This is a genomic window from Massilia sp. S19_KUP03_FR1 (assembly GCF_036688685.1).
GTDB lineage: Bacteria > Pseudomonadota > Gammaproteobacteria > Burkholderiales > Burkholderiaceae_D > JALYUM01.
In genome coordinates this window covers 72323-83840 of sequence record NZ_JAQQPS010000016.1, presented here as the reverse complement: position 1 = coordinate 83840, position 11518 = coordinate 72323, and the positions used below count along the sequence as shown (strand labels likewise).

At 61.9% G+C, this 11518-nt stretch carries 15 protein-coding genes; 11 read left to right on the top strand and 4 right to left on the bottom strand.

Going from position 1 to position 11518, the window contains the following annotated elements; all coding sequences use genetic code 11:
- The first annotated feature begins 48 nt into the window (after nucleotides 1–48).
- The 4 genes from V6M87_RS18170 to V6M87_RS18155 all read left to right on the top strand — a co-directional run bounded on the left by V6M87_RS18170 (nucleotide 49) and on the right by V6M87_RS18155 (nucleotide 4576).
- Nucleotides 49–384, top strand: coding sequence for a hypothetical protein (locus V6M87_RS18170; RefSeq protein WP_332878060.1), 336 nt, complete (start codon nucleotides 49–51; stop codon nucleotides 382–384).
- A gap of 269 nt (nucleotides 385–653) precedes the next feature.
- Nucleotides 654–2411: a S8 family peptidase gene (locus tag V6M87_RS18165; protein ID WP_332878059.1), complete on the top strand. Its 1758-nt coding sequence runs from the start codon at nucleotides 654–656 to the stop codon at nucleotides 2409–2411.
- Between the two features lie 130 nt (nucleotides 2412–2541).
- Entirely contained in the window at nucleotides 2542–3615 is a 1074-nt protein-coding gene (gene dinB / locus V6M87_RS18160; protein ID WP_332878058.1) for a DNA polymerase IV, read from the top strand.
- A gap of 64 nt (nucleotides 3616–3679) precedes the next feature.
- The gene (locus tag V6M87_RS18155; protein WP_332878057.1) at nucleotides 3680–4576 is read left to right on the top strand and encodes a recombination-associated protein RdgC; all 897 of its coding nucleotides are present in this window, start codon (nucleotides 3680–3682) and stop codon (nucleotides 4574–4576) included.
- A 53-nt stretch (nucleotides 4577–4629) separates the two neighbouring features.
- Here the strand turns inward: V6M87_RS18155 and V6M87_RS18150 are convergent, their stop codons facing one another.
- From V6M87_RS18150 to V6M87_RS18135, 4 genes are all read right to left on the bottom strand, one after another.
- Entirely contained in the window at nucleotides 4630–4983 is a 354-nt protein-coding gene (locus V6M87_RS18150) for a hypothetical protein (protein WP_332878056.1), read from the bottom strand.
- Nucleotides 4980–5585: a paar repeat-containing protein gene (locus tag V6M87_RS18145; protein ID WP_332878055.1), complete on the bottom strand. Its 606-nt coding sequence runs from the start codon at nucleotides 5583–5585 to the stop codon at nucleotides 4980–4982. Before V6M87_RS18145 ends, V6M87_RS18150 begins: the two co-directional genes overlap by 4 nt.
- A 29-nt stretch (nucleotides 5586–5614) precedes the next feature.
- A complete protein-coding gene (locus V6M87_RS18140) occupies nucleotides 5615–6037 on the bottom strand; it encodes a hypothetical protein (protein WP_442920614.1) in 423 nt (140 codons plus the stop codon).
- Between the two features lie 327 nt (nucleotides 6038–6364).
- Nucleotides 6365–6850 (bottom strand): asparaginase domain-containing protein, encoded by a 486-nt coding sequence (locus tag V6M87_RS18135; RefSeq protein WP_332878053.1) that lies wholly within the window; start codon nucleotides 6848–6850, stop codon nucleotides 6365–6367.
- 130 nt (nucleotides 6851–6980) lie between these two features.
- Between V6M87_RS18135 and V6M87_RS18130 the strand changes: the two genes are divergently transcribed.
- From V6M87_RS18130 to gspK, 7 genes are all read left to right on the top strand, one after another.
- A complete protein-coding gene (locus V6M87_RS18130) occupies nucleotides 6981–7736 on the top strand; it encodes an L-asparaginase (protein ID WP_332878052.1) in 756 nt (251 codons plus the stop codon).
- Nucleotides 7737–7785: 49 nt separating this feature from the next.
- The gene (locus tag V6M87_RS18125) at nucleotides 7786–8538 is read left to right on the top strand and encodes a HesA/MoeB/ThiF family protein (protein ID WP_332878051.1); all 753 of its coding nucleotides are present in this window, start codon (nucleotides 7786–7788) and stop codon (nucleotides 8536–8538) included.
- 137 nt (nucleotides 8539–8675) lie between these two features.
- A complete protein-coding gene (gspG, locus tag V6M87_RS18120; RefSeq protein WP_442920612.1) occupies nucleotides 8676–9134 on the top strand; it encodes a type II secretion system major pseudopilin GspG in 459 nt (152 codons plus the stop codon).
- Nucleotides 9135–9145: 11 nt separating this feature from the next.
- A complete protein-coding gene (gene gspH, locus V6M87_RS18115; protein WP_332878136.1) occupies nucleotides 9146–9616 on the top strand; it encodes a type II secretion system minor pseudopilin GspH in 471 nt (156 codons plus the stop codon).
- A gap of 1 nt (nucleotide 9617) precedes the next feature.
- Nucleotides 9618–9989 carry a type II secretion system minor pseudopilin GspI gene (gene gspI, locus V6M87_RS18110; RefSeq protein WP_332878050.1) on the top strand — a complete coding sequence of 124 codons (372 nt, stop codon included), beginning with the start codon at nucleotides 9618–9620 and terminating at the stop codon, nucleotides 9987–9989.
- Nucleotides 9986–10576, top strand: a complete 591-nt coding sequence (locus V6M87_RS18105) for a PulJ/GspJ family protein (RefSeq protein WP_332878049.1) — start codon at nucleotides 9986–9988, stop codon at nucleotides 10574–10576. The genes gspI and V6M87_RS18105 overlap by 4 nt, the downstream gene beginning before the upstream one ends.
- Nucleotides 10573–11517 carry a type II secretion system minor pseudopilin GspK gene (gene gspK, locus V6M87_RS18100; RefSeq protein WP_332878048.1) on the top strand — a complete coding sequence of 315 codons (945 nt, stop codon included), beginning with the start codon at nucleotides 10573–10575 and terminating at the stop codon, nucleotides 11515–11517. Before V6M87_RS18105 ends, gspK begins: the two co-directional genes overlap by 4 nt.
- Nucleotide 11518 lies beyond the last annotated feature (1 nt).

Genomic DNA, 11518 nt, shown 5'->3' with positions numbered 1-11518 from the left:
TTTTTTTTCCTCAGAATCAGGGTAACGGAACAACCTGGAAACATTTGCATGAGAACGCTGATGCTGGCGGTGCTGGTGTCGTGCACATCGCTCGCCTCTGGCGCTGCGCCGGGCACGCCTGTGCAACTGGTCGATCTCGGTGAAATCCATGGCGCGGCGCTGGGCTGGATCCGCATCGCCATGCCTTTGTTCGAGCAGCAGATTGGCAGCGATATTAAACGTTACGCGATCTCGGTCCAGGAAGCGGGCGACGTCATCCATGTCGTGTTTCACCAAACGCCGGTGGTGCGCGGCCAGCGCGGCGCGGCGCGCGAAGGACCAGGGATGGAGGTCGAGATCAGCAAGGCAACCGGCGCGGTCACGGGGGCGCGCATCATTCGTTAAAGCGGCGGCACGCTGTGCGCCATAAATTTTTAGAGGGAAATAGCCTCAGAAAAACGTTGTCAGCCGAACATTATTTTTCATGTGGCTTTAACAAGAAATATCATCGCCAATACAACGCAAACATCACAATAATATTTGCAGTTTGTTCGATCGGTCTGACATTTAATTGGTTCCGAATCCCTGCGGTTTGCATGCACGAAGGATGGCGCTACGCTGACGCTTGTCCCGGCAAAGGGCGGTACCGATTATTTTCAGATGACAGGATCAGCATGTACCCGACAATTTTCACCATCGCGGCAGTTGCCGCTGTTTCAGTCAGCGCCCACGCCGCCGACACCGCCTGGCTTGCCGGCACCGACCGCCTGATCGTCAAGTACAAGGATGCCGTCCCGGCCGGCAAGGGCGCCGCGCGTGCCGCACCGGTCAGTGCCCAGCGCCAGGCACTGGTCGACCGCGCTGGCCAGCAGCTTGGCGCACGCCTGACCCTGCTGCGCGCCCTCGGTACCGGCGCGCACGTCTTTCAGCTCAGCCGCAAGGTCTCGATCGACGAAGCCAATGCCCTGGCCGCCGAGCTGATGGCGCGCGACGCCAGCGTCGCTTACGCCGAACCCGACCGCATCCTGACCACCCTGGCCACGCCCACCGACCCGCGCTATGCCGAGCAGTGGGACCTGTTCGAGTCTGGCGGCGGCCTGCGTATTTCTGGCGCCTGGGACCTCGCCACTGGCGCCGGCATCAATGTCGCCGTCATCGACACCGGCTACCGTCCCCACGCCGACCTGGCCGGCCAGGTGCTGCCTGGCTACGACTTCATCGCCAGCAGCACGGTTGCCGGCGACGGCAACGGGCGCGACAGCGACGCCACCGACCCGGGCGACTGGGCCGCCGCCAGCCAGTGCGGCGCCGGCATGCCCGCGGCGGACCAGTCTTCCAGCTGGCACGGCACCCACGTGGCCGGCACCATTGCCGCCAAAGCCAACAACGGCATTGGCGTGGCCGGCGTCGCTTACAACGCGAAAATCGTGCCGGTGCGGGTGCTGGGCAAGTGCGGTGGCTACACGTCTGACATTGCCGACGGCATCATCTGGTCGTCCGGCGGCCTGTTGTTCGGCGTCACCATGAATCCAAACAAGGCGCGCGTGCTGAATTTGTCGCTGGGCGGCGGCGGCAGCTGCGCCGCCACGATGCAGACGGCGATTAACGGCGCCCGCTCGCGCGGCGCTGTGGTGGTGGTCGCGGCGGGCAATGCGGCGATGGACGCCAGCAACTTCACCCCGGCCAATTGCGCCGGCGTCATCACGGTCGCGGCCACCAACCGCAGCGGCGCTCGCGCGTCGTATTCGAATGTTGGCAGCATCGTCGACGTGGCCGCACCGGGCGGGGACGCCAGCGCCGGCATTCTGTCGACCCTCAATGGCGGTACGCGCGCGCCCGCGGGCGACGCTTACGCCAGCTACAGCGGCACGTCGATGGCGGCGCCCCATGTGGCCGGCGTGGTCGCACTGATGCTGTCCAAAAATCCGGCGCTCACGCCCGACCAGGTCGACGTCGTGCTCAAGTCGAGCGCGCGCGCGTTTCCGGCCGCGTGTTCGGGCTGCGGCGCAGGCATCGTCGACGCGACCGCGGCGTTGAGCGCCAGCGCCACCATCGCACCCGTCACCTTGCTGGCTGAGCTCGAGCCGAACGACACGATTGCCGCCGCCAATCCGGTTGCTGTCAGCGGCACCATCGTCAACGGCGCCCTCGGTTCCGGTACTGACGCCGATTATTTCCGCATCGCTGTCCCGGCCGGCAAACAGCTGGGCGCGACCATGACGCCGGGCCCCAGCGCCCCCGACTACGACCTGTATCTCTACGACAGTGCCGGCGCCTTGCGGTCGTCCAGTGAAAACGGTTCCGGCGCCGTCGAGAGCGTCATGGTGCGCAATAGCGGCAGCGCGGCGGCGATCTATTACGTGGGCGTGCGCTATTACAGCGGCGCGAGTGGCGCAAAGAACGGCAAGTATGCCCTGCAACTGATTTGGTAGTGACGGCAGGAAAAGACTTTCGCTGCCCACAGGAAAGCGCACGCGTTTGGCAGCCTCTTGCGTGGAAGTCGAATTACGCGGATACTGTATGAATCTACAGTAGTTTGCTCCCGCCGGGGCGCCCCGTGACGTGAACGCCCCTTTCCGTAAAATCATCCACTGTGACTGCGACTGTTTTTATGCCTCGGTCGAGATGCGCGACGATCCCTCCCTGATCGGCCGTCCGCTGGCAGTGGGCGGGCGCGCCAACCAGCGCGGCGTCGTCGCCACCTGCAATTACGAGGCGCGGGCGTACGGCATCCACTCTGCCATGGCCACGGCGCAAGCCATGAAGCTGTGTCCGGAGCTGATCGTGATCCCGCCGGTGATGGAAAAGTACCGCCTGGCCTCGCGCCAGATCATGGATATCTACCGCAGCTACACCGAACTGGTCGAGCCGCTGTCGCTCGACGAAGCCTATCTCGACGTCACCGATTCGCCCCACTGCAAGGGCAGCGCCACCTTGATTGCGCAGGAAATCCGCCAGCGCATCGTTGACACGGTCGGCATCACGGCGTCGGCCGGCGTGGCGCCGAATAAATTCGTCGCGAAAATTGCCAGCGACTGGAACAAGCCGGACGGCCTGTTCCTGGTGCGCCCGGACGAAGTCGATGGTTTCGTGGCCGTCCTGCCAGTCAAAAAGCTGCACGGCGTGGGCAAGGTCACCACCGCCAAGCTGAACGGTCTCGGCGTGCAAACTTGCGGCGACCTGCGCAGCTGGACGATGCAGGAATTGGGTCACCACTTCGGCAAATTCGGCGAGCGCCTGCACGACTTGTGCCGCGGCATCGACAACCGCCCGGTGAGCAATGTGCATGAACGAAAATCGGTCAGCGTCGAAGAAACCTACACGCCCGATGTGCCAGACCTGGCGGCCTGCCTGGCCTTGTTGCCGCAGCTGCACACCAGCCTGCTGGGCCGCATCGAGCGGGCCAAGGCGGGCAGGCTGATCATTAAGCAGTTCGTGAAAATCAAGTTTGCCGATTTCCACCAGACGACGGTCGAGTGCGTCGGCAGCGGGCCGGCCATGGCGCAATACATCCGGCTGATGGAAACCGGATTTTTGCGTGGCAACGGGCCGGTGCGCCTGCTGGGCCTGGGCGTGCGCCTGGGGGACAGCGAACGCCTCGAGCAGCTGACATTGTTCGACGAATCCAACGACTAATCTGCCGTGCGCCAAAGTGTAGAATGTCGTTCCTGTGGAAAACTGAAACAAGCGGAAAACAATTATGTGGTTCAAGAATCTCCAGATTTACCGTCTCCCGGCACCGTGGGACTACACCCCTGAGCAGCTGGAAAAAGCGCTCGCGCCGCAAAGTTTTGTGCCGGCCAGCAGCAATGAATTGCTGCGCCAGGGCTGGGACACGCCACGCCCGAACGGCGGCCTGGTGCACGTCGTGAACAAGCAGATGCTGATTTTGCTGGGCACCGAGAAAAAACTGCTGCCGAGCTCGGTCATCAACCAGGTGGCCAAGGCCAAGGCAGCCGAGCTGGAAGAAGCGCAAGGTTTTGCGCCCGGCAAAAAGGCGATGAAAGAACTCAAGGAGCGCGTGGCCGACGAGTTGCTGCCGCGCGCCTTCAGTATCCGCAGCAATGTCTGGACCTGGATCGATCCGGTCAACGGCTGGCTCGTGGTCGATGCCGCCAGCCCCGGCAAAGCCGACGAAGTGATCAAGCTGCTGCTTAAAGCGGTCGATCGCATGCCGCTGGAGAGCCTGCGCGTGCAGAAGTCGCCGGTGGCCGTCATGACCGCGTGGCTGGAGATGGACGAAGCGCCGGCCGGTTTCACGGTCGACCAGGACACGGAATTGCGCGCCACCGGCGAGAGCAAGGCCGCCGTGCGTTACGTGAAACACGCGCTGGAGCCGGAAGACATCCGCCGCCACATCAAGGCCGGCAAGCAGTGCACGCGCCTGGCCATGACGTGGGACAGCAAGATTTCGTTCGTGCTGACCGAATCGCTGGCGATCAAGGGCATCAAGCCACTGGACGTCATCAGCGAAAGCGAATCGGTCACGCGCAACGACGAAGAGCGTTTTGACAACGACATGATGATGATGACGGGTGAACTGTCGAAAATGATGGCCGATATTGTCGAAGCCCTGGGCGGGGAAGCAAAGGCTTAAGAAGACAGGCGCGTAAAAAAAATTACCACGCGGCCGGGAATTGGTTCAACGCATTATTTGGCCGCGTGTTTTTTCGATGGACAAGCCATGTCCCAACCGACAATCAGAAGACCGGGCAGCGTTTCGCCTTGGGCGACGACTTTCAGGCACTTTGTACCTTTCGTATATCGGAAGATACAAAAGCTATCGACAGTGCAGCTTTCCACTTCGACGATATGACGTTCCAGAAGCGCCCGATCAACTGCAAGGTGTTCTGTCTGCTGACTTCGGACAGGTTTCCAGCGTTGATCCAGTAATTGCTTCCGAACCTGAGTAAACGGCATGCCTTTTTCGAGCACGACGCCAATGTTAGCAACGCCATGGCCACATATCGCCAACAGCAAGACTGTTGCTGATACTGTTGTCATCGAGCGGTACCCCCGCTGTCCGTAAATGCCCCCAAAAACTTCTCATACCGCATATAGGGTTGTCCTGCATCGTTGGGAATCCCCGGACCTTTTGGAATGGCGGCCCACACCTTGGAGGACTTGCGCGCAGCAGTCTCGACGTCGCCCGCGATGACGTCATCGATTGCATGAGCGTAGCGAATGGACTCCACTGCAATCAGGTCCTGTGTCTCGGCAGAGAAATCAGTCAAGCCCATCTTTTTCTCGCCATTTTCCTTCCAGTTAGCCATATTGATCTGATATCGCCAAGCAGCGGTCGTCCTGCCATCAATGCCGGGACCCGGGTGGGTTGAAAAATCGCTGAAGCGCCACCGATCATTTTTCTTTCCTATTACACCGCCATACATCAGGTTGTAATCACCACCTTCGGCAGCTGCAATGGCTGCGAGGTAAGCACGCACGTTACCGTTCTTTAAATATTCCCGGTTTTCGGCCAGACGTTTCTGCTTGCTGGCTAGAATTCTCAGTTCCTTGGCAGCGCTATCTTCCGCTGGCGTAGTTCTGCGGGACGCAACATAGTGCAGCGTTCGTCCAGAAGGTGACGTTAGCGTTCTGGCTGTCATGCTGGCTCCTCAGGCTAAAGGTGGCGTTCTCACACTGATGGGTCTATAAAGATGTGGACCGATTCCGATGCCGCAACGGCCGAAAGCAAGTGTGTCTCTCCTCGGTTATCAGTTTTCCCATACTCGATTTTCCCGCTTTCACGGGCAATCGCATATTCAATCAATGCAAGCGGTTTGCCTGTCGCATCGTCGATGAGCAAAAAGCGATCATCGAAAATTTCCGGTTCCTGATCAATGTTTTTTGATGGCATGGCACCGACAACGCTACTCGAATTTTTTCCCGTATGGGTCAGTGATGAAATCAAGTGAGCGCCACAAGCGGCGAGATCATCGTGATAGGCATAAGAGCGTCCAGCATGCTTGGCACCTACGCCATCAGGCTGAATGGGGAATTGGCCTTTGCAGCGCGGACAGAAGGTCAAGTCATCAGCCAACGACGCTTCTTTGCCCATCACGATTGACCCAGAACTTGCGCTTATGACATAGCCGCCATGATCCGTCTTGTCGCCAATCCGTATAACACCCGCCCTTCGTGTCTCATCATGCCTCCAACAATGACTGATAAAAATCAATCGTAGACTCGGCTGATATGTACCGCTTGCGTAAGCGCAAAGCGAGCTCTATTTGCTTGGTTGGCAGAAAAGGAAGTCGCCGAACTCGTCGAACGCAGTTAAGTTAACAGCAGGCCTGAAATTACTCGCCGCAATAAAAGCGCGGCTCAGTCTTAACTGAGCGGCATCTCGGCAGCAGTTGATTCTATCGGTTGTGCGGAGGTTCGTTCAGCGCGGCTGGAACACCCCGGCCGCGCGGTTCTTGGTCACGTTATTCCACGTGAACACCTGGCCGTTCATGGCCACGTACACGCCCGGCGCCAGTGTCTGTGCCACCCCGCACGCCAGGCCCAGGTTGAACAGCGCATCCGAGTTCGCGATTGCATAAGGAATCATTGCGCCCGTCAGCACGATGGTTTTCGCCAGGTTCGCGGCGCCCAGCACGGCCGCCGTTTCCGGCATCGTATCGGTGCCGTGCACGATGACGATGGCCTGCTCCGGCGCATCCTGGCACGCTGCCAGGATGCGGGCGCGGTCGGCATCCTGCATGTCGAGCGAGTCGAGCAGCGGCAACACGTCGAGCGCAACGGGAATGGTCATGCGCGAGCGCTGGATGACTTCAGGCAGGTGGCTGTCCTTGAAGCCCAGCGTACCGTTGAGTTCGTTGTAGTGCTTGTCGAAGGTGCCGCCGGTGGCGATCAAACGTAATGTCATGATGTTCTGTCAAGGGAGTGAAAAAAGCCCGCCCATGATACCGGCATTCGCCCTGTATCGAACTGTGTCTGGGCTAAAATCAGCGGAATTGGATGAGTACACTAGCTGTTTTGACCCAGACACATTGCCCATGAAAGCGCTTGCCCCAGGAACCGTGATTTTCCATCGCCACCGCGGCTATGGTGTCATTACGCACGTCAATTTGCTCACCGGCTGGATCTCGGCGCGCTTCGGCAGCGAGTCGCGCACGCTCGATTTGAACCTGTCCACCGACGCCGTCCAGCACGCCGATGGCGAAGCGATCCTGTTCCGGCGCGCGCCGCCCGACCGCATGCCGCACGCGCGCCTGATGGCGGTGGTGCGTGAACTGCACCAGGCCGGCTACGAAAAACTGTATCTGTATGCGTGGCCCAAGCCGTCCGGCCTGCACTGGCGCTGGCACCTCTTCACCGGCCAGCGCGACTGGATGGCGCGGCCCTGGCGCGAAGGCTGGTACGGCTCCGGCGCCGAGTACAACAACAATCCCGTCATGGGATGGGGTGACTCGCCCGGCGCCACCACCGGTGAGCTCATCGATGCGCTGGCACGCTTCGATCCCCAAGGGCTGGCCCAGGCGCTGGGGCGCGACGAAGACCACACGGCCTGGTTCGCCAACGTGTGCGCGCAGCTGCTGCCTGGCTATATGTACAGCCTGGACATGGAACGCGCGGTCGAAGGCGGCCTGCGCGAGCGGCCAGCGGTTCCCATCGTCGCCGTGCGCGCTGGCTTGCCGGCCTACGCCGGCCCGGATATCGGCTGGCCGCCCGGCTGGGCTGGCTTGTGGCAGGGCGTGCACGTGCTGCCTGCGCCAAAAATCAAGCTCACCGGGCACACCGAACCTGGTTAAAGCAGGTTAAGAAGGGCGAGCGGGCTGGATGCGGCGCTACAATGGCGCCATGAACGACGACCAACTGCTGCGCTATTCGCGCCATATCCTGCTCGACGACATCGGTATCGAGGGCCAGCAACACCTGCTGGACGCGCACGTGCTGGTCATTGGTGCGGGCGGCCTCGGTTCGCCGGCGGCGCTGTACCTGGCGGCCAGCGGGGTCGGCCACATCACGCTGGTGGACGACGATGAGGTCGACCTGACCAATTTGCAGCGCCAGGTCATGCACACGAGCGCGCGCATCGGCCAGCCGAAAGTCGACTCGGGCAAGGCTGCGCTGCTGGCGCTCAACCCGACCATCAAGATCACCGCGCTGCGCGAGCGGGCCCAGGGAGCGCGATTGGGGGAACTGGTCGCCTCCGCATCGGTCGTACTCGATTGCAGCGACAATTTTGCCACCCGCCACGCCGTGAACCGCGCCTGCGTGGCCGCCAACGTGCCGCTGGTGGCGGGCGCGGCGATTCGCTTCGATGGGCAAATCTCGGTGTTCGATGCGCGCGACCCCCAGTCACCTTGCTACGCCTGCCTGTTTCCCGAGGAGGGCGCCTTCGAGGACGTCGCCTGTGCCACGATGGGGGTGTTCGCGCCGCTGGTGGGCGTGATCGGCGCGCTGCAGGCGGCCGAAGCCTTGAAACTGATTTCCGGCGCCGGCCAGTCGCTGGCCGGCAAGCTGCTGCTGTTCGACGGCAGGGCCAGCGAATGGACCAGCATCGGCATCGCGCGCGACCCCGGCTGCGCCGTCTGTGGACAAGCTGTCTAGGCACTACTACAAGAATGGCGCCCCGCTGGCGCCGCCAGTACAATTGCTCGGCCGAAAAGGCGCATTTCAAGGGCGATTGGCCCACATTTCCCCTTATACTAGCGCGTTGTTCCCTATTCCTTACTAAGCAAGATTCCATGACTATGCACACTGTTTCGCACCGTTACGCAGCGCGCCGCGCGCGTGGATTCACCCTCGTTGAAATCATGGTGGTGGTGGTCATCATCGGCATCCTGGGTGCGCTGGTCGTGCCGAAGCTGCTGGGCCGCACCGGCGAAGCGCGCGTCTCGGCCGCCAAGACCGACATCGCCACCATGATGCAGGCGCTCAAGCTCTACAAGCTCGACAACGCGCGCTATCCGAACACGGAGCAGGGCCTGCAGTCGCTGATCACCAAGCCGACCACCGGCCCGTCCGCGAACGGCTGGAAAGCCGGCGGTTATCTCGAGCGCCTGCCGAAAGACCCTTGGGGCAATTCTTACCAGTACCTGTCGCCTGGCGTCCATGGCGGCGAAGTCGAAATCTTCTCGTACGGCGCCGACGGCCAGCCGGGCGGGGCCGCCGACGATGCCGATATCGGCTCCTGGGAAAACTAGGCGTACGCATGATGCCGCCGCGCCGCGCTCGCGGCTTCACCCTGGTGGAGCTGATGGTCGTGATGGTCATCATTGGCATCACGCTGGGGATGGTGTCGCTCAACGCCTTGCCCAGCCCGCGCCAGAACCTGGAAAATGAAGCCAAGCGCCTGGCGCTGTTGCTGCAACTGGCGCGCGACGAAGCCATCGTGCGCAACCGCCTGGTCGCCTTTGAAGCCGGCAGCGACAGTTACCGCTTCATCGTGCGCAACGACCAGAATAGCTGGGACCAGATCGTCGGCGACGATCTCCTGCGCCAGCGTCCATTCAAAAATGCGCCAGTCACCGTGCTGCTCGACCCGCCCGGCGCCGGCACCGGCAACCCGATGCGCATCACCTTCGGGCGCGAGCCGGTCGACAAACCCTTCGTCATGACGCTCATGAGCGGCGACATCGCCGTGAATGTACGGGCCGACGGCGTCGGTCACTTTACGGTCGAGTGATATGAAAACGGCACGCCAACGCGGCTTTACCCTGCTCGAAGTGCTGGTGGCGCTGGTCATCGTCGGCACCGCGCTGGGCGCTGCCTTGCGCGCCGTGGGCAGCCTGGCCGCCAACGGCTCCAGCCTGCGCGCCTCGATGATGGCAACCTGGTCGGCTGAAAACCGGCTGGTGCAGATACGCATCGAAAAATTGTTTCCGCCTGTCGGCAAGCGCAGCTTTGCCTGCCCGCAGGCCGATTTGCACCTGATGTGCGAAGAAGAAGTGCGCATCACGCCCAATCCGAGACTGCGCGAAATTAACGTCTCGGTGTTCGACGTCGAGAACCCCGGCCGCAAGATCGTGCGGCTGATCCAAGTGGTGCCGCAGCCATGACGCGCCAGCGCGGTTTTACGCTGGTCGAGCTGCTGGTGGCGATCAGCATCCTCGGCATGGTTGCCGTGCTGGGCTGGCGCGGACTGGACGGCATCGTGCGTGCGCGCGCCAACCTCACCGACCAGATGGAGGTCACCCGCGGCATGCAGCTGGCGTTCGCCCAGATGCAAAGCGATGCCGAACACCAGGCCGGCGCGGCGCTGGTCGGCAACCGCCAGACGCTCGACGCGGGCGATGGTCGCCTGACGCTGGTGCGCACCGTGTTCCTGGAAAACACCGCCTCGCGCGTGCAGGTGGTCACCTACCGCCTGGTCGATGGCGTGCTGCTGCGGCGCGAGTCGGCCGCCACGCGCGAACTGGCCCAGCTCGACCTGCTGTGGAAAGCTGCCACGTCGGACACCGACACCTCCGCGCCGGTGGCGCTGCAATCCGGTATCGCGGCCATGCAACTGCTGGTCTGGCAAAACGGCGCGTGGCAAAAGCCCGTCAGTGGTACCCAGATCGCCCCGCTGGGTTTGCAGGTGGCGATGCAGGTGCAGAACGTCGAAGCGCCGATGAGCAAGGCGTTCTTGCTGGGGGGCTTATGAAATCGATCAAGGGCCAGCGCGGCGTCGCGGTGATCACGGCCTTGCTGCTGACCACGCTGGCGGTGACGATCGTCGCCAGCCTGTTCTGGCAGCAGCAAGTCCAGGTGCGCTCGATGGAAAACCAGCGATTGCACCTGCAAATTCAGTGGATTTTGCGCGGCACGCTGGACTGGACCAAATTGATCCTGCAGCAGGAAGCGATCACGCAGCCCAACTACACATCGTTGAAGGATGTCTGGGCGGTGCCGCTGGCCAACACCCGTATCGACCAGTACGTCGACCGCGAACGGGTGGCCGGCGAAACCTTCGACGCCAATTTATCGGGCCAGATTTTTGACGCCACGGCCCGCTATAACCTGGCCAACCTGGCCCGCCAAGGCGCGAAGGTCACGCTGCAGGTGGACGTGTTCAAGCAGCTGCTGACCTTGCTGCGGCTCGATCCGGCGCTGGCCGATGGCGCCACGAAACTGATTGCCAGCAGCCAGGAAATTCCGGCGGGAACGAACAAGGCGGCCACGGCAGCCAAGCAGATGCAGGCCATCACGCTGGACGATTTGCTCGAGGTGCCCGGTTTTACGGTGGAGGCGGTGGAAAAACTGCGCAAATTCGTCATCGTGCTGCCCGAGCCGACACCGGTCAATGTCAACACGGCGCCGGCGGAGGTCTTGGCAGCCGTGTTGTCATCGCCCATCGCCATTGCCCAGGCGCTGGTGGCGCAGCGCGACCGCTCGGCATGGAACACCATCGGCGGATTCGAGAGCACATTGCTGTCGGTGGGCGGCCCGACCATTGCGGACAAGGACATCGGTATCAAAAGCGAGTGGTTCCTGGTCCAGAGCTGGCTCAAGCTGGACCGCGCCTCGCTCAATACCGAGGTGCTGGTCAACCGAAAGATGACGTCGCCCTACACGACCAATGTCGTCTGGATCCACCAAAATTAAG